Origin of the sequence: Paraburkholderia sp. RL17-380-BIE-A, from assembly GCF_046028085.1 — a bacterium.
In the GTDB taxonomy this organism is placed as follows: Bacteria; Pseudomonadota; Gammaproteobacteria; order Burkholderiales; family Burkholderiaceae; genus Paraburkholderia.
This window is the reverse complement of record NZ_JARESQ010000026.1, coordinates 24,570-41,738: the sequence shown is the minus strand read 5'-3', so window position 1 is coordinate 41,738 and position 17,169 is coordinate 24,570. Positions and strand designations below refer to the sequence as shown.

Genomic DNA, 17,169 nt, shown 5'->3' with positions numbered 1-17,169 from the left:
CGGTGCGCATCAGGTAGCGGCCTCCGGCTCCGGCGGCGTGGGTATCAGTAACGTGGCCGGAAACAGGGAAAGACGCAAGCCGACCAGCGCATGCAGCGCGTCACGCAACTGGCGCGCCGACGTTTGCGAGGTCGCGCTCGGCGCGCCGGCGTTGGCGAGTCCCTGTGCCGTCACGCGTGCCACGGCGGCGTCGATCGACGACATCAGGCTCGCGGGTACCGGCTCGCGCTTGCGGCGGGCGACGCAGCTTTCGTAGTATTGGCGCACGTCGTCGAGCACGTGCTCGATCGCGGCCGGCGCTTCGCCACCCAGCTTGCGGGTCAGGCGGCGCAGATCGAGCGCGTTGAAGGCGATGCGCAGGTCGCGAAAGCTCTCGATCGACGGATGGCGATGGTCGTCCGTCGCGCCAAGGCGCGGGATCAACTGCATCAGGCGGTCGACCATGCGCGCGGCGAGATTGCGCGGATCCTCGATCGGCCGCGTGGACGCGGTGAGCGCCACGTCGGCCCAGCTCGAACGCAGCAGGCGGGCCGCCGCGAGTTCGGCGCCGAACGGGCGCGTGACGCGAGTCCACACATACGCGTAGAGCAAGCCGGCGAGGCCCGCGAGATTGCTGTTCATGAACACCAGAAAGTTGGCGTCGTACGCGTCCTGAATGCTGATGAAGGTGGCCGTGTTCACGGCGACCAGCACCGTGGCCAGATTGAACTGCGGACGCGGAATCAGCGTGCCGACAAAGATGAACGGCGCGGCGAACAGGACCACCAGCATCGGAAAGTCATGCACGTGCGGCAGCACGGCGAACAGATACACGCCCGCCGCCACCACACTGATCGCGGTCGCCACGAAAAAGCGGAACACGAACGGCGCGGGCTCGTCGAGCGCGGCGAAGAAACAGCACGCCACGGCCGCGAGCGTCACCGCGCCGGCGCCGTCGTTCCAGCCTGAGCTGATCCAAAGAGTGCACGCGAGAATCACGGCCGCCGCCGCTGAGCCGGTCGAGAACAGCATGATGCCGTGATCGTAGAAGCGCTCGGTGCCGCCCAGCCGCCAATGGCGAAAGCGCGGCCGCCAGTAGCCTTCTTCGCGTGTAATGATGACGCGCAGCGAGCGGCAGTCCTGCCAGACATCGATCACCTGTTTCATACGCCACAGCGCGTTCGAGAGCAACGCGCCGTCCCAACCCGCGAGCGCGGACGGCGGCGGCTGCATGGCCGCGATCCGCTCTCGCAACGCGTTGGCTGTCGGGTCGGGATGATAGCCCTCGCTCACGGCGGGCATCGGCTCATTGAACCATTTGATGAGATCGGCGAGCAGGCTTTCCAGACCGTCGGGCCACGTCTGGCGGCCGCTGTTATAGAGCGCGATCAGCGGATCGGCGAGCGCCGACATGATCGGCAGCAGCAATTGCATGCGCCCGCGCAGTTCATGCGCGCGCGCCAGCACGTCGGGCCGCGTGTGATCGTACGCAAGCTGGCTCAGCAGCAATTCCAGACCATTGATGGTGGCGGCGATACGCTGCCGCGCGCCCGAAATCGCCGAGCCGGCAATGCGGCCGGACAAGGTTTCGGTCGCATAGAACGCGGCGTCGCGAAACCATGCGTCGGTGCGTTCGATGATGGTCGGGGCAAGCCGGCTCGGAAACAGCGCGCTGCCGACAATGCTCGCGCACACGATGCCGAGCGTAATCTCCTCGGTGCGGCTGATCGCGAGATCGAACACGCCGGTCGGATTGGTCACCGAAGGCAGCGCGATGATCGGCATCGTATAGCCGGCCAGCAGGAACACGTAGCTGCGCGCGGTGCGGTCGGACACAGCCAGATACAGCAGTGTGCCGGTCCATAGCGCCACGATCACGCTGAACAGATACGGCGATTCGACGAAGGGCGGCACCAGCAGTACCGCGGCCGAGGCGCCGAGCATGGTGCCGAGCGCGCGATAGAGCGCCTTGGAGCGGGTCGCGCCAACAAACGGGTTCGATACGATGTAGACGGTCGCCATCGCCCAATACGGCCGCGGCAGTTCGAGCGCGAGACCGATGTAGAGCGCGATCATCGCCGCGGCAAAAGTCTTGACTGAAAACAGCCAGTCGCGAAGGGATGGGTAGACCATAAACCGTTACGCCGGATCGCCGGCCTCTTGCGGCGCGGCGGTGTCCGCTTTGCCTTTGTTCGACTTGTTCGCCTTGGCTGCGTGACGGACCCGGCCGCCGGCCGGCGCCCGTGCGCGCGAGGCGCGCTCATCGGGTTCTTCCCGGGCTTGGACGGCTGGTTCGTTGCCGGGGTTGCTGCTCTCATCAGCAGGTTCGCTGACCTCTCCCGTGAAAGCGGCCAGCACGCGCAAGGTCGCTTCGAGATCGCTGCGCGAGACGTCTTTCAACGCCTGCGCGCGCAGCGTGACCAGTTCTTCTTCCATTTTCGCGGTGACGGCGCGGCCTTCTTCGGTGAGCACCACGGTTTTTGCTCGACGGTCTTCGGGGTCTTCGTCGCGGCGCATCAAACCCGCAGCGCACAGTTGATCGAGCAGCCGCACGAGCGACGGTCCTTCGATGCCGATATGATCGGCGAGCGTGACCTGGCGCACCGCCGAGCCGAGCCGGCTCGCGGTCAGCAGCGGTGTGGCGCATGCCTCGGAGACATTGAAGGCCGCCAGCACGCCATGGCTCGTGCGCCGCCATTTTCGGGCGGCGACGACCAGTGTGCTGCTGACCGTGCGGCGCAAGGTATCGAGATTCGACATGGCCGCTATTGTATTTCTTTAAAAATTCGTTAGCAAACTATTGAATCGACCTTCTCGTGACTCGGGCTCATCATTAGAATCGCGCTCACGCCGCGAGCCCGAGCCGTACCGTACGCGCCAGGTCATCGAGTTGAAACGGTTTGCGCAAGATCGTGCAGCGCTTTACCGCCAGCCCGGAAATATCCACATCCGCATAGCCGGTGGCGAGGATCACCGGTAAATCCTCGCGCAGCTTGCGCGCCTCGGCGATCACGTCGATACCGTTCATGCCGGGCATGGCGAAGTCCACCATCAGCAGGTCCGGCTTGTCGTCCTGCAAACGGTTCAGACCGGCGCGTCCGTCGGCGGCTTCGGTCACGGTGTAGCCGAGCATTCGCAGCGACTCGACCAGCATGGCGCGCACCTCGCCATCGTCTTCAACCACCAGCACGCGTTTTTCGCCCACCACGTTCGCTTCCGCGTTCGCTGCGGCTTCGGCCTGCGGCGTCACGCGTTCGCGCAATGGCAGCCAGATCTCCACAGTGGTGCCGACGCCTTCCTCGCTGAACAGACGCGCAGTGCCGCCGGCTTGCGTCGCGATGCCGTAGACCTGGCTCAAGCCGAGTCCCGTTCCCTTGCCGATCGGCTTGGTGGTGAAGAACGGATCGAACACGCGCGACACGACATCGGGTGGTACGCCTGAACCGGTATCGGCCACTTCGATGACCACGTAGGGGCCGCCTTCGAGTGTCTGATCCGGCGCTTCGCGCTCTTTCACGCGAATGCCGAGCTGGCCGCCGGCCGGCATCGCATCGCGTGCGTTGATGGCGAGATTGAGAATGGCCAGTTCGAGCTGATTGGCGTCGGCCTCGGTCCACATCTCTTCGCCGTCGAAGTCGTTGGTATAACGGATGCTCGACCCGAGCGACACCGTGATGATGTCGCGCATGCCTTGCAGCAACGTCACCACGTCCACGGCTTTCAGATCGAGGTTGCTGTTGCGTGAGAATGTGAGCAACTGACCCGTCAGTTTCGCGCCGCGTTCGGTCGCCCGCTTGACGGTGGCGGCCATGCCACGAAGACGCTCATCGCTGCTCACGCGTGCGATCAGCTCCGCATTGACCATGATCACGTTCAACAGATTGTTGAAGTCGTGCGCAATGCCGCCGGTGAGTTGCCCGAGGGCTTCCATTTTCTGCGATTGCACGAGCACGGCCTGCACTTTGGCGCGCTCGTGAATCTCCATCATCAACCGGTTGTTGGCGGAAGCCAGTTCGTGGGTGCGTTCGGCAATGCGACTCTCCAGCGAGTCGTTCAGTTGCACCAACGCCTCCTGCGCCTGGATCCGTTCGGCCAGATGGCGGCGCGACTCGTATTGCCGCGCCCGTGCCCGCAATGACGACGCCACTGCGCGCCGCAGCGTCTCCGAGTTCAACGGACGTTCGAGCACGACCACGTTGCCGAGCCGTTCCAGCACTTCCAGCCCGCGTTCTGAGCGATGCCCGACGCGTGAGGCGGCGAGCAGGGTGAACGGGAAGTCGGACCAGGCCGGCTGTTTTTCGAGCCAGTTGAACAGGCGCATCGCATGGTCGCCCGCGAGCGCTTCTTCGGCGATCAGCGCCGCACCCGCGCCGGCGTCGAGCGCCTCGGTGAGCGCGTCGGCATCGCGGCATGCCAGGCAGATGCGGTGGTCTTTTTGCAGTACTTCGGCGATCACATCGGCGTCGCGGCCAAACGGTGCCAGGATAAGGACGCGTTGCTCCATGAACTCACTTCCCGGGCGTTTCGATGACGCGGTTCGTTGCCCCGAGCAGGGCGGTACTGCCACGATAAGCCGGCAGTCCGGACAGCACGCCTTCGAAGTCGCGCAGCGCCTCGCCCACTTCCACGCCGCCGCTACCGAGACGGAACTGGCGGATCGAGCGTTCGTGGGCGTTGGCGCGGCTCTTCACGGCAGTCACGGCGGTGAGCACTTCGCCGTGGTGTTCGAAATAGCGGAACAGCACGACCACGTCGCTCAGATAGCTGATGTCGATATCGTTCTGTACCTCGCCGATAATGCCGTGCTGCCCCAGCACGAGCATCGTGATGACGCCTTGCTGATTGAGATAACCGAGCAATTCGTGCATTTGCAGCAGCAGATAGCGCTCGCCGGGCATGGCCTGGAGATAGGCGTTCAGGCTATCGATCGCAACGTACCGGACGCCTCTGTCTTCGACCGACTTGCGCACGTCGCTGGCGAACTCGCCCGGCGAGATTTCCGCCGGATCGATCTGGCGCAACGTCAACAAACCGCTCTCGACGTGCGGTGCGAGATACATGCCGAGCGTCGCACAGCGGATCATCAGTGTGGTCAGCGTTTCGTCGAATACGTAATAGACGCAACGTTCGCCGCGCTCGAGCGCCGCGATCAGGCACGACACCACCGTGGTGGTCTTGCCGACGCCCGAGGGGCCGATCATCAGCGCGTTGGTGCCTGGGATCAGTCCGCCGCCAAGCAGCGCATCGAGGCCTTGAGTACCGGTGCTCACCACCTGGGGGTTGAATTCCGTGTGGTGCTCGGCGGCGACGAGGCGCGGGTAGACATGAATGCCGCCAGTGTCGAGCGTGAAGTCGTGGTAACCCTCGCGAAACTTGATACCGCGCATCTTGGCGACACGCGCGCGGCGGCGATTGCCGCCATAGTCGTGTACCAGATTGTCGAGGCTGATCACGCCGTGCGCGATGCTGTGCAACTGCACGTCGCCCGGGTCGGACGTATTATCGTCGAGCAGCAACACGGTGCATTCGCGGGTGGCGAAATAGCGCTTGAGCGCGAGAATCTGCCGCCGGTAACGCAGCGGGTTCTGCGACAGCAGACGCAACTCGGAGAGGCTGTCGAGCACGATGCGCGCAGGTTTGAGTTCGTCGACCTGCTGGATCACGTTGCGCACGGTTTCGCCGAGTTCCACTTCGGCCGGGTGCAATACGGTCTGCTCGAACTGAGGGTCGAGGCCTTCGTCGGAAAGCAGTTCCAGCACCGTGAACCGGCTGATGTCCCAGCCGTGGCTGTCGGCCACCGCGATCAATTCGGAGCGTGTTTCGGACAGGGTGATGTATAAGCCTCCCTGGCCTTCTTCGACACCCTTGAGTAAGAACTGCAAGGCCAGGGTAGTTTTACCTGTCCCGGGCGCACCCTCCACGAGATACATGCGGTGCGCAGTCAGACCGCCTCCGAGGATGTCGTCGATTCCATCGATTCCGGATGACAGGCGGGCCGGTGTGTCGGCGTCGTGTCTGTTTGACATGGCGTGGCGTTTCGCGTGAGTGAGTGGCTGATCATTTCCCAGCCGGTACGTCGAGAATGCAATTTGCGTGCCCGTCGACGCCAGCCTCACGCGCCGGCGCGTGCCATCACCAGTTGAATGAAGCGCGTCGCCGCGCTGTTATGCAATACAGCCGGATAGGCGAGGTGCAACGGCGCGCTCAGTTTCGACGGATTCGCGAGCGTGCAATACACGGTGCCTACCTGGTCGTAACGTTGCATGGAAGCGGGCACCAATGTCACGCCGAGACCCGCGGCAACGAGGTTGATGCCCGACAGCATACGCGGCACTTCACGCGCGATTCGCGGGACGAAACCCGCTTGCCGGCATGCCGCGAGGATGTCGGCATACATGCCGGGCGCGCCCGGGCGGCGGACCAGAATGAAGTCTTCGTGTGCCAGCGCTTTCAGCGACACGCGCGGCCGCTTCTTGCCTTTGAGCAAGGGATGGCCGACCGGCAACACCACGACCATCGGCTCGTCGAGGAGCAACTCGAAGGCTACGCTTTCGCGCGCTTCGACGGGCTTGCGTAGAAACGCCGCCTGAATCTGCCCTGCAGCCAGGCGCTCGATGATCTCCGCCGCATTGAGTTCGGCAAGCTCCACGGCGACTTCGGGACACACCTTGCGAAACGCGCGGATCGCCTCGGTTGTGAATGGATGAAACGCGGCGGAACTCGTCAGCCCGATCGACATCGTGCCGAGTTCGCCGCGCGCAATCCGGCTCGCCTTGTCCACGGACTGCTGCAGGTTCTGCAGCAAGCGTTGCGCGTCTTCGGCAAAGGCCTGCCCGGCCGGTGTCAGGGTGACGCCGCGCGGCATGCGCACGAAGAGTTCGAAGCCGATTTCTTCCTCGAGCGTTCGGATCTGCTGCGAGAGCGGTGGCTGCTGCATGGCAAGCCGTTCAGCCGCACGCGTGAACTGGCCTTCTTCAGCGACTGCCAGGAAGTAACGCAGATGCCGCAATTCCATGGTGTTTCGTCTCCCGGCTGCATTCGAATGCCTGCCCACTGCCATATTCATAAAATATGGGTTGTGCGTAAAACAGGTATTTTACATTTGCCTCAGCCGACCCTACGATCGTAGTCGAGTTTTTCAACGACAGATTTGACGATGCACCGCGTTCAAGACAGTGCACGGTAATCAGGAGCAAGCTACATGACGGTCAATCTCTCACGGCGTTTCGGTATGCGCTGCGCGTTGACAGGCGCTGCACTGCTGATGACGCTCGCGCAACCCGCGCTCGCGGTCCATCCTTACGAGCCGCATATGAAGCCGGTGGCGACAATCTCGGATACGCGCTTCACGCTCGAGACGCCGCAAGGGCACGCGGAATTTCCGCTGTATCTGTCGAAGGACTGGCGTGTCGCGCAACCGCAGGTGACGCGAGCGGTGATCGTGATTCACGGCAAACTGCGCAATGCGGACGTGTACTTTCGCACCGCGCAGAACGCCCGCGATGCCGCGCATGCAGACCCCGACACCACGTTGTTGATCGCGCCGCAATTCCTCGCCACGCTCGATACGCGCGTTCACGACGAACCTGCCGATCTGCTGCGCTGGACCGGCGACGCCTGGATGGGCGGCGAAGCGGCTCGCGCGCCGCTGCCCATCAGTTCCTACGAGGTGCTGGACGCGATCGTCGCGCGGCTTGCCGATCGCAAGCTGTTTCCCAATTTGCGGCACGTGGTGTTCGCCGGGCATTCGGGCGGTGGACAAGTCGTGCAGCGCTACGCTGTCGCGGGGCACAACATCGCTGCGCTGACTGGCGAGGGTATCGATGTGCGATACGTGGTGGCAAGTCCTTCAACCTATGCGTATTTCGACGCGCAACGGCCCAACGCGCAAGGCGTCGCTGCGCCGTTCGATGCCGCGCAATGCCCCGACTTCAATCAGTGGAAATACGGCATGGACAACCGGCCGCCGTATCTCGACAACCGTACACCCGCGCAACTCGAAGCGGCCTATGCGGCGCGGCGGATCGACTACCTCGTCGGCGGCGCGGACGATGATCCGCAGCAGAGCGCGCTCGACAAGACCTGCGCGGCCGAAGCGCAAGGGCCACAGCGCGTCGCGCGTGCGCAGGCGTACTACCGCTATATCCAGTCGCGCCACCCGGACGGCTTGAAGCAGAGCTTTCACATCGTGCCCGGCGTGGGGCACGACGGTTCGCGCATCCTGACCTCGGTGTGCGCGCTGGCGGCGATGTTCGACACTCAGGGATGCGAACAATGAGCGAAGCGACCTTCAATCAGCGTGAAGGAAGCGCGTCCGGCGCCGGTGCCTCGAACGCATTGAGTCCCGCGATGGTGCGGCGTGCGATCTTCGCCTCCGTGCTCGGCAACGGGCTCGAGTGGTTCGATTTTCTGATTTACGGCTACTTCGCGAAGATCATCGCGCAAGTGTTCTTTCCCGGCGGTAGTGGTTTCGTCTCGATCATGCTGACGCTTGCCACGTTCGCGGTCGGTTTCATCGTGCGGCCGATCGGCGGCATTCTGCTAGGCATTTATGCGGACCGGGCAGGGCGCCGTAAAGCGCTGTCGCTGCTGATCATTTCGATGGCGGCCAGCACGTTGCTGATGGGCCTCACGCCGGGTTATGCGCGCATCGGCGTCGCGGCGCCGATGCTGGTCGTGCTCGCTCGCCTGCTACAAGGGCTCTCCGTGGGCGGACAGTTCGCGACCGCATCGGCGATGTTGGTCGAGTATGCGCCGCCGCACAAGAAGATGTTCTATGGCAGCTTCAACATGTCGGCGCAGGCGTTTGCGCTGCTGTTGTCTTCCGGGGTCGGTTATCTGCTGACCACGCAGCTCACGCATGAGCAACTCGTGGCGTGGGGCTGGCGTCTGCCGTTTCTGTTTGGTGCGTTGGCCGGGCCGTTTGGGTTTTATATTCGCCATCGCGTGGCCGAGTCGCCGGAGTTCGAGCGCCTGCTCGACCACAAGGACAAGCCGCCGCTCGTCACGATCCGCCAGTTCTTCCGTGACAACGGCGATGCGGCGGTCTGCGCGATGGGCGTGATCATCATCGGCGCGGCGACCAATTACGTGTGGCACTCGTATCTGTCGGTGTATGTCGAGCGGCAATTGCATCTGCCGCTCTCTACGGCGTTGCTCGGCGCGTTCGTGTCGGGTGTGCTCAATCTGTTTCTGTTTCCGCTATCGGGCAAGCTCGCCGATCGTTATGGCGCGTACAAGCTGTTCTATCCGATCGTGATTGCGTGGATGGTTTGCGTGTACCCGCTTTATCACTTCGTCGTGACGAATCCGACGCCGGGGCATCTCTTCATCGCGCAGATGGTCGCGACGGTGTTTCTCGCCGCGATGTCCGGTGCGCATCCCGGCATGCTCGCCACCTTGTTTCCGGTGCGCAGCCGGTCGGCGGGCGTGGCGCTGTCGTACAACATTGCGGTGACGCTGTTCGGCGGCATGGCGCCGCTCACCATTACCGGCTTGACGCGCGTGACAGGCAGTAGTCTTACGCCCGCGTTTTACCTGATTTTTGCCGGTTTTGTGTCGCTCGCGATGGTGTACTTCACGCGTGCCGGACGTATGGCGGGTGACACTGCGCCGAGGCCCGCCACTCATTGATCAACCACGAGCGTATTGCATGACCCAGTACTTGATGACAGACGACGAGCGAGCGCCGAATGAACGTCCGGTGGCGGTGGTCGCGAGCCGGCATCTGAACGTCACGACGCGAGCCGGCAGCGGCACTGTGCCCGTGTTCGCGAATGGCGACTGGCTGGCGCCGACGCGCGACGTTCGACGCGCCGTGATTCTGATTCACGGCCGCCTGCGCAACGGCGACACTTACTTTGATCTCGCCGAGCGGTCGTGCGCACTTGCCGGCGGCAGCGCGGCCGATACGCTGCTGATCGTGCCGCAGTTTCTCGCGACCGCGGATGTCGAAGCGCATGCGTTGCCGCCGTCCACATTGCATTGGGACTGGACGAGCTGGATGGGCGGCGAAAACGCCGAAGGTCCCGCGCCGATCAGTTCATTCGATGTACTCGACGCCATTGTGCACACGCTCGCATCACGCGAGCAGTTCGCGTCGCTCGCCGAGGTGGTGGTCGCCGGGCACTCGGGCGGCGGGCAGGTCGTGCAGCGCTATGCGGTGGTCGCGCGCAGCGAGGCACCGCTCACCGCACGCGGCATTGTGCTGCGATACGTGGTGGCGAATCCTTCGTCGTATGTGTATTTCGATGCGCTGCGGCCTACAGCCTCTGGCGAGTTCGCGGAGTTCGATAGGGCGATGTGCCCGTCGTTCAATCGCTGGAAGTATGGGCTCAAGGATTTGCCGGCTTACGCGCGCGAGTCGGGCGACGCTGGTTCCGCGGCGGCGCTCGAAGCGCGCTACGCGCAACGCGACGTCACCGTGCTGCTCGGCGGCGCGGATTGCGATCCGCAGCATCCTGCGCTCGACCGTTCATGCGCCGCGCAAACGCAAGGAAGCCACCGTCTCGGGCGAGGACTCGCTTATGCGCGTTATATGGCGGCGCGGCATGCGGAAGGATTGGCGACGCATCGGACGTTCGTGATCGATGGTGTCGGGCACGATGCCAAAGGGATTTTCTCATCGCCTCAAGGACTGGCTGCTTTGTTTGGTGCTGGTCTGTGATGCGCGTTGCGCGAGAGCGAGCGTGAGGCGCTCGGCGCGCATGGGCACGAAGCGTGCTACTTCGCTTCATGCTACTTGTAAGCCACTTCGAGGACCGCGCCGACATGAACAGAACCCGATTGCTTGCCTCCGCGCTTGCCGTTGCATCATTCGGCGCGTTGCTGCCGTGCAGCGCCAATGCCGACGACGCGCCTAGCCCCTGTGCATCACTGAAACGCATCGTAGCGGCGGCGCCTGGCGGCCTCGCGTCGTTGACGCCGGACGATGGCAAAGGCGTCGCGCAACCCTACGGCGACGACGCGCAATGTTCGGCGAGCCACGGCAGCTACCAATGCACGTGGACGCCGCATCACGACGCCGGTTCAAATGCGGACGCGCTGCAAGCGGTCGCGGCCGACGTCGCGTCGTGTTTGCCCGACGCGACACACGACCAGAATTCGCCGGGACGGCAGCACTTTTATCTCGGTGCGAAGGGCAAGCGGACCGACATTGCCGTAACGCCGACGGGTTCGAACAAGTTGCGCCTGGTGGTGTCGGGTAAGTGAATCGGGCTGCGGCGTGAAAGCGGCTAATGCGTCGCCGGCCACCACGACCAGCCGCGTGATGAGCGCCGCAACTCGATCATCGAAAGCGGTGCGATTTCAATGCGCGAAAACACTGCGGTCGATGCGCCAAGCGCATACACGATCGCTGCTCTGAGAAGCGGAGCATGCGTGACGGCGACCACGTTGTACATATCGGCCGATGCAAGGTCGGGCGTGCCGCCTAGCGCAACGAGCCATTCTCCTACCCGCTTTACGAGCTGACTGAACGACTCGCCGCCGTGCGGCGCGGCGTCGGGATCGCGTATCCATGCGGCGAGGTCTTGCGGCGCTTCGGCTTCGAGATCGGCAAGCCGCCGCCCTCGCCAATGGCCATAGTTCATGTCCGCCAGCGCGACATCGACCGACGCGGCGAGGCCGAGGGCCGCCGCCGTATCTCGTGCGCAGACGGCCGGGCTCACATAGGCTGACGCGCTTTCCGCGATCGCCAGACGTGTGTTCGTGGCGTGGACGCGGGCTTCTGCGATAGCGCGGGCGTCGAGCGGGTCATCAGCGGGAAAACGGCCTGCACGTTGGGCTGCGGTCGATGCGTGGCTGATCAGTAATAGCCGTATGTCCACTCTGTTCATTTCCTGTGAGGCTGCGCCGAAGCCTGGCGTTGGCGGAAAGGGTGCATCCGCTTTGCGTTGCCGGGTGCCGGAGTTTAGCGCGTAGAATAGCCGGACTGCGAAGCACGGAAGCCGGTGAAAACCCGGCGCGGTCGCGCCACTGTAATCGACAGCACATGCCGAAAGCCAGACCTGAGCTTCGCATCATTCCTCTGCAACGACTATCGGGGCGCGTAACCCCAGGAGATGTCCATCATGACAGCTGTTTTCGATCCCGCTTCGCAGGCCGCTTCTCAGCCCGTTTTTGAACCCACGCCGATTCCGCTGCGCGAGTTGCTGCCGTGGGTCGTGTTCGGGGGGCTGCTGCTGTTGCTCGCGCTTTACTTCGTGGGTGCGGAACAGGGCGCCACATCGCTGGTGCCCGGCATGTACGTGCATGAGTTCGTGCACGACGGTCGCCATCTGCTCGGCTTTCCCTGTCACTAACGGAGTCGGACATGGTCGGTAAATTGTTGGTGCGCGGGATGCTGGCAGGCATCGCCGCGGGACTGCTCACGTTCGGCTTCGCCCGGGTCGCGGGCGAGCCGCAAGTCAATCAGGCGATCTCATTCGAAGAAAGGGCCGATGCCGCGAAAGACGAGGCGCCCGAACCCGCGATGGTGAGCCGCGAGACGCAACAAGGACTCGGCCTGTTGACCGGGGTGGTGGTGTACGGCGCGGCGTTTGGCGGGTTGTTCTCGTTGGTGTTCGCTTACGCGTATGGGCGCGCGGGGGCATTGAGCGCACGCGCGTTGTCCGCGTGGCTGGCGCTCGGTGCGTTCATTGCGCTGGCGGTCGTTCCCAACCTGAAGTATCCGGCGAACCCGCCTGCGGTCGGCGACCCGGAGACGATCGGGACGCGCACGGGCCTGTTCTTCCTGATGATTGCGATCTCGCTGGCCGCGATGGTGTTTTCGCTCAAGGTGCGGCGCCGTGTGGGCGCGAAACTCGGCGCGTGGAATGGCTCGATCGTGGCGGGGTTGGTGTTTGTCGTGATTATCGCGGCGGTACAACTGTCGATGCCGACTTTCAATGAAGTGCCGGAGGGTTTTCCGGCGGCGCTGCTGTGGAAGTTCCGTGTGGCGGCGCTTGGTATGCAGGCGATCATGTGGACGACGATTGGACTGCTGTTCGGCGCGCTCGTTGAGCGCGGTGCGTTTATGCGGTTGGGCGGTCGGCCGGCGGTGTAGTCGGCTTGATGGTTGGTGGAGGCGATGGGCGCAACCGCCTCGGTGGTTGTGCCCGGCGTTCTCTGCCTGGCTCGTCGCTGTTTGCGCGCAGGGGTCGAGAAGGTTTGTGCGTCAAGGAGTTGGGGCTGTTGTGGGGTGGTTATCCACAGGCTTGAGCACAGAATCTGTGGATAAAGTTCCAGCAGTGAGACGTCCCAGCTTCGCGGCCCGGTCGTCGGGGGCAAAGCAGAGCAATCCTATGCCCGCGCCAATCCAGCCGGTTTGTCGGGCAAAGCCGTTGTTGTTCAGGTCGAAATAAGTCGCGCTGGTGTTCAGGGGGCAGGTTTATTCCTGAGCCGGTCAGGTCAAGAACTAATGGGCTGGTTGAGTCCAACGGAGGGCCGTCGTATTTGCCCAGGGCGCCGCCACCTGCGCCTGAACCGGGCCAACGCATCGGCGACACTCGCAATTACCGCTCCAATGGTATTCAGCACGTCCGCGACAGTACTTGCCAGGTTCAGACCACTTGCGCTTAGCCGATTCGAGCCCGCCCGCATGGGCGCGGGAATGCGGTCGAACGCGATCGCCGAGGAACCGACAGGCGGAGCCCATCGAATGCGGGGTACCGGACTTTAGCTACTGGCTCGCGCTAACCCCACGCGTCTTGCTGGAAGGTGTGCGCGTATTCGCTGACTGGAGGTCAAACTGATTACCCACCGCTACTGCTGACCGAAGTACCGATGCAAGGCACTGCCCCTCTCATCGATAAACCGCCCCGCATTTCAAATGTGAGATAGCCCTACGACGCAAGGTGAAAGAATACGGCTTTGACGCATAGCTAAGCGAGCAAATGACATTCAGTGAGGAAAGCAAATCAGAGAACGGTTCCACTCGAACGCCTTTGCGCCTATTTATCCTGCCTATTCTCGTGTGGTTCACCGGAGTAGTGCTGTCCGTCAACTGCCACGTTGGCGTGTGGGTAATCCGGGACGTGTATCTAGGCGATTTCTCGGTGGTGCTTGGTCTGCTTTGGGCCTACACATTCAAGAGACTTCGCGAGCCGCTGAGAAACATCGCTGCTCACATCACAGTAACTTCGGTAGCCATGGGACTGCTTGTGTGTGCCGCCGTATGGCAATGCATATTGGCCCTGCCACGCTTCACCGCGCAGTCTTCACGAACTTTCGATGTCACATACGAGCGAATCGGCGGCAGGAAGGGATGCCGGTTTGGCGTTGAGTTTAGGGATGATTTCATCCGGGACACAATCAGGGTATGCGGACCGGCCTCGAATATTCCGGGCAATCGAGCCTACGGCCGGCTTCGTGTCCATGAGGCGACTGGCCCATGGGGCGTTTATATCCTGAAGTTGGTGGCTATCAAGGAAAATCGGACCTAGAGCCCTATGCGTCAACTGGCAAAGAAGTGACATGTCCCTGTCGGGGCGAAACGTATTCGCGAGTGATGCTAATCGCTACCGAGGTTCGTGGTGCGAGGGACTACGCTGTACCTCCATTCGTCTTGCGTCCGCCATTTCACTAATTGCAGTTCGCGGTATCTGACGGTTGTCGTTATAAATTCCTACGCCTCGTGTCGACATTCCCGAGCCATGGTTTATGTGAATGCACGGAGAGCGTGATTTTAGGAGTTATCGCATTCTGCGGTAATCGTGATCCCTATAGGTTACCTGTGCGTCAAGCAAATAACCTATAGGAATAAGAATGAGAAGACACAGACTGTACGGAGAGGCGACCGGATTTTTAGGCCGCCTGGTGGTTGCCTTCACGTTATTGGTTCTTGCGTTCACCGCGAACGCAGACGACTGCTTCTCACTGTACGCAAAGTCCGGCGCCACGCCGGGCTCCAAGACATGCAAGCTCGACGTCACAAGCAATACGCCTGGCGGAATGGGCAACTATGCGTGTATTAACGACCTCGCACTAATTGATCAATGGTGCAGCTCAACCGAAACCCCGCCTGACGATACCTGCCCGGTGGCGGCCCCGGTGTTTCCGGCAAATGGAGTTGTCACGCTTTCTGAAACTGACTTTGCTAGCGGCGATACGTCGCCGCTTGTGTTCAGTCGTAGCTATTTTTCGAAGCCGTTCGACAAAACCCAGACGGCGATGGGGGGCTATTGGGTCAGCAACTGGCAGCGAAGGCTTGATCTGACCGCAGCCAATGCGAGCACCCCAAAGATCTCCGCTTATCGGAGTAACGGGCAGCCTCTGATATTCAAGTGGGTTAATGGAGCGTGGGCGGTGCCAGGAACGTCGGGTCTCGCCCTGACGAAAGCTGGCGATGGTTACTTCCACCTGAAAGACGAACGGATCGGTACGACGGAAACGTACTCGGTCAGCACAGGTCTGTTCCACTCCGAGACGACCCGCACAGGTATGTACCGCGAGGTTCAGTACGTCGGACAAAGGATTGATTCAATTGTGCAGTGGCCTGTCGATCGTATTGGACAGAACGCATCGCGGCTGACACTTAGTCTGGCCTACGACGGTAGCGGTCGCATCTTGAGCGTCGTGCCTCCTTCGGGCAATGCCACGCATTATGCGTACGATGCGAAAGGTAATCTGGCTTCGGTAACCGCGCCAATTGGATACGTTCGCCAGTATCTGTACGAAGATGTCCGCTTTCCAAACGCATTGACCGGCATCAAGGACGAATCAGGCTCGAGGATTGCAACATGGACCTACGATTCCAGTGGACGTGCGGTCTCGGTCACGCATCCTGACACGACGCGTAATGTTTCACTGAGGTATGGCTCGGGCACGACCACGGTCGGCAACCTGGCTGGGAACAGCACATATTCCTTTAGTGTCGGCGACACGTCGCGGCCTGGCTCTATTGCCACACCTGGTGGCACGGTGTCACGTACGTGGGATACCTCAGGGAACTTGAAGCAAAGAGTTACCCCGGATGGGAATACACAGTACACGTGGGACGGCGCCAACCGGCCAACGAAAGCAGTTGCAACGGTCGCGGGCAGCAAGACGGTAACAACCGTTGAGTACAGCGACAGCAGTTCACTGCGTCCGCATCTGGTCGCGATGCCGAGCAAGATCAGGGCGTTCGTCTACGACACAGAAGGTCACGTCACCGGCTACGCAGAGTGGCAGACAACCGACCCGACGGGCGAACAGGGAATGCAGGCGGTTGCGGCGGGCGATCAGATGACGGTCGGGGCGCGCTACGATCAGGCGGGCCGTCTCCTGTCTGCCACTGTCGTCCGGAATGGTGTGAAGACTGAGGACTGGACCTACACCTATGATGCGCGTGGCAACATCGCGACGACGCGGGACGCCGTATCCGGTTGGGCAATGCGAACCCTCGGTCGCGATGCCGAGAACCGCGCGACGCAAATAGCGGGTAATAGCGGTCAGGCAAGCATTGGATACGACGAGCGTGGTCGCGTAAAGTCCTTTCAGTATAACGAACCGGCAAGTTCGTTGAATGGCGGACTTGCCCGTGTACTGGCAGTCGATTACCAGTACGCCGCGAATGGCTCGGTCTCGTCACATTCGGCTAAGGTCTCAGCTAACGGCGCATGGTGGCAGCCGATCAGCGACGCCGAGTTAGGAATGTGGCTCACCAACTGGGAACTGGGCAATGACCCGGTTGCACCGTCCGCCAGCCTCACGGGATTGCAGTCAGATACACGGGCCTTCGTACCAGGCATCTGTGTCGAGTGCTACATGCGGTGGAAAGCTACGCTAACGGAGAAACTTTTTGAAAGTGAACTGAGCGCTGCACTTCCAGCATGGGGCGAGGCAACGGAAGTGATGCTGAGCGATCAGGCGCAAGTCCCTTATCCTGTTCTGGTGCCGGATCTGACCAGTTCGGCGAAAAGGGCGATGCTTTACAGTACTCTCTTCGGAGCTGGAAGCGGCGACGGTGGGATGGTCAAGTGTGGGAGCAGCGGGGATAATGAGTGGCGTGAGGCGGACTGTCACGCGAAGTATGAGTCCGATATGTTCAGGTGTAACTCGCTTGCCAAATATATGGGTGGTTTGGCGGGCCTCGCACTTTGCAAGAAGAATGCATTTGACGACTATCAGGAGTGCAGGGGGCACTGATGATCAGATTTCCACCATGTTCCGTGGTTGTAACTTACGACCAAGACCGTCAACAGTTGATCTTGCAGTCAGTCGAGCGAG

Annotated in this window: 13 protein-coding genes and 1 riboswitch; of the genes, 7 read left to right on the top strand and 6 right to left on the bottom strand. The window is 62.1% G+C overall.

Annotated elements, in window-relative coordinates:
* Positions 1 to 9: 9 nt before the first annotated feature.
* The 5 genes from P0D68_RS32255 to P0D68_RS32235 all read right to left on the bottom strand — a co-directional run bounded on the left by P0D68_RS32255 (position 10) and on the right by P0D68_RS32235 (position 6,994).
* Positions 10 to 2,112 carry an FUSC family protein gene (locus tag P0D68_RS32255; RefSeq protein ID WP_408303043.1) on the bottom strand — a complete coding sequence of 701 codons (2,103 nt, stop codon included), beginning with the start codon at positions 2,110 to 2,112 and terminating at the stop codon, positions 10 to 12.
* A 6-nt stretch (positions 2,113 to 2,118) separates the two neighbouring features.
* Entirely contained in the window at positions 2,119 to 2,739 is a 621-nt protein-coding gene (locus P0D68_RS32250) for a MarR family winged helix-turn-helix transcriptional regulator (protein ID WP_408303041.1), read from the bottom strand.
* Positions 2,740 to 2,824: 85 nt separating this feature from the next.
* A complete protein-coding gene (locus P0D68_RS32245) occupies positions 2,825 to 4,483 on the bottom strand; it encodes an ATP-binding protein (protein ID WP_408303039.1) in 1,659 nt (552 codons plus the stop codon).
* Positions 4,484 to 4,487: 4 nt separating this feature from the next.
* On the bottom strand, positions 4,488 to 6,005 hold the full coding sequence (locus P0D68_RS32240; protein WP_408303037.1) for an ATPase domain-containing protein: 1,518 nt from the start codon (positions 6,003 to 6,005) through the stop codon (positions 4,488 to 4,490).
* Positions 6,006 to 6,091: 86 nt separating this feature from the next.
* Complete coding sequence (locus P0D68_RS32235; protein ID WP_408303035.1) at positions 6,092 to 6,994, bottom strand: LysR family transcriptional regulator; 903 nt, start codon at positions 6,992 to 6,994, stop codon at positions 6,092 to 6,094.
* A gap of 186 nt (positions 6,995 to 7,180) precedes the next feature.
* Here P0D68_RS32235 and P0D68_RS32230 point away from each other — a divergent pair, with 186 nt between their 5' ends.
* The 4 genes from P0D68_RS32230 to P0D68_RS32215 all read left to right on the top strand — a co-directional run bounded on the left by P0D68_RS32230 (position 7,181) and on the right by P0D68_RS32215 (position 11,190).
* Positions 7,181 to 8,257 carry an alpha/beta hydrolase gene (locus P0D68_RS32230; protein WP_408303033.1) on the top strand — a complete coding sequence of 359 codons (1,077 nt, stop codon included), beginning with the start codon at positions 7,181 to 7,183 and terminating at the stop codon, positions 8,255 to 8,257.
* Positions 8,254 to 9,612, top strand: coding sequence for an MFS transporter (locus P0D68_RS32225; protein ID WP_408303031.1), 1,359 nt, complete (start codon positions 8,254 to 8,256; stop codon positions 9,610 to 9,612). Before P0D68_RS32230 ends, P0D68_RS32225 begins: the two co-directional genes overlap by 4 nt.
* A gap of 19 nt (positions 9,613 to 9,631) precedes the next feature.
* Positions 9,632 to 10,645 carry an alpha/beta hydrolase gene (locus P0D68_RS32220; RefSeq protein WP_408303029.1) on the top strand — a complete coding sequence of 338 codons (1,014 nt, stop codon included), beginning with the start codon at positions 9,632 to 9,634 and terminating at the stop codon, positions 10,643 to 10,645.
* A gap of 104 nt (positions 10,646 to 10,749) precedes the next feature.
* A complete protein-coding gene (locus tag P0D68_RS32215; protein ID WP_091808969.1) occupies positions 10,750 to 11,190 on the top strand; it encodes a hypothetical protein in 441 nt (146 codons plus the stop codon).
* Between the two features lie 23 nt (positions 11,191 to 11,213).
* Here the strand turns inward: P0D68_RS32215 and P0D68_RS32210 are convergent, their stop codons facing one another.
* The gene (locus P0D68_RS32210; RefSeq protein WP_408303132.1) at positions 11,214 to 11,807 is read right to left on the bottom strand and encodes a histidine phosphatase family protein; all 594 of its coding nucleotides are present in this window, start codon (positions 11,805 to 11,807) and stop codon (positions 11,214 to 11,216) included.
* 88 nt (positions 11,808 to 11,895) lie between these two features.
* Positions 11,896 to 12,048, top strand: a riboswitch (adenosylcobalamin (AdoCbl) riboswitch).
* Positions 12,049 to 12,050: 2 nt separating this feature from the next.
* Between P0D68_RS32210 and P0D68_RS32205 the strand changes: the two genes are divergently transcribed.
* The 3 genes from P0D68_RS32205 to P0D68_RS32195 all read left to right on the top strand — a co-directional run bounded on the left by P0D68_RS32205 (position 12,051) and on the right by P0D68_RS32195 (position 17,088).
* Positions 12,051 to 12,281 (top strand): CbtB domain-containing protein, encoded by a 231-nt coding sequence (locus P0D68_RS32205; RefSeq protein ID WP_408303027.1) that lies wholly within the window; start codon positions 12,051 to 12,053, stop codon positions 12,279 to 12,281.
* A gap of 11 nt (positions 12,282 to 12,292) precedes the next feature.
* Positions 12,293 to 13,024, top strand: a complete 732-nt coding sequence (locus P0D68_RS32200) for a CbtA family protein (protein ID WP_408303025.1) — start codon at positions 12,293 to 12,295, stop codon at positions 13,022 to 13,024.
* Between the two features lie 1,700 nt (positions 13,025 to 14,724).
* Entirely contained in the window at positions 14,725 to 17,088 is a 2,364-nt protein-coding gene (locus tag P0D68_RS32195; RefSeq protein WP_408303023.1) for a DUF6531 domain-containing protein, read from the top strand.
* The last annotated feature ends 81 nt before the right edge of the window (positions 17,089 to 17,169 follow it).

Excerpts from the sequence above, each read along its gene's own strand:
- P0D68_RS32255 (WP_408303043.1), bottom strand. The coding sequence starts at position 2,112 with ATGGTCTACCCATCCCTTCGCGACTGGCTGTTTTCAGTCAAGACTTTT.
- P0D68_RS32200 (WP_408303025.1), top strand. The coding sequence starts at position 12,293 with ATGGTCGGTAAATTGTTGGTGCGCGGGATGCTGGCAGGCATCGCCGCG.
- P0D68_RS32250 (WP_408303041.1), bottom strand. The coding sequence starts at position 2,739 with ATGTCGAATCTCGATACCTTGCGCCGCACGGTCAGCAGCACACTGGTC.
- P0D68_RS32240 (WP_408303037.1), bottom strand. The coding sequence starts at position 6,005 with ATGTCAAACAGACACGACGCCGACACACCGGCCCGCCTGTCATCCGGA.
- P0D68_RS32220 (WP_408303029.1), top strand. The coding sequence starts at position 9,632 with ATGACCCAGTACTTGATGACAGACGACGAGCGAGCGCCGAATGAACGT.
- P0D68_RS32235 (WP_408303035.1), bottom strand. The coding sequence starts at position 6,994 with ATGGAATTGCGGCATCTGCGTTACTTCCTGGCAGTCGCTGAAGAAGGC.
- P0D68_RS32205 (WP_408303027.1), top strand. The coding sequence starts at position 12,051 with ATGACAGCTGTTTTCGATCCCGCTTCGCAGGCCGCTTCTCAGCCCGTT.
- P0D68_RS32195 (WP_408303023.1), top strand. The coding sequence starts at position 14,725 with ATGAGAAGACACAGACTGTACGGAGAGGCGACCGGATTTTTAGGCCGC.
- P0D68_RS32245 (WP_408303039.1), bottom strand. The coding sequence starts at position 4,483 with ATGGAGCAACGCGTCCTTATCCTGGCACCGTTTGGCCGCGACGCCGAT.
- P0D68_RS32225 (WP_408303031.1), top strand. The coding sequence starts at position 8,254 with ATGAGCGAAGCGACCTTCAATCAGCGTGAAGGAAGCGCGTCCGGCGCC.
- P0D68_RS32215 (WP_091808969.1), top strand. The coding sequence starts at position 10,750 with ATGAACAGAACCCGATTGCTTGCCTCCGCGCTTGCCGTTGCATCATTC.
- P0D68_RS32230 (WP_408303033.1), top strand. The coding sequence starts at position 7,181 with ATGACGGTCAATCTCTCACGGCGTTTCGGTATGCGCTGCGCGTTGACA.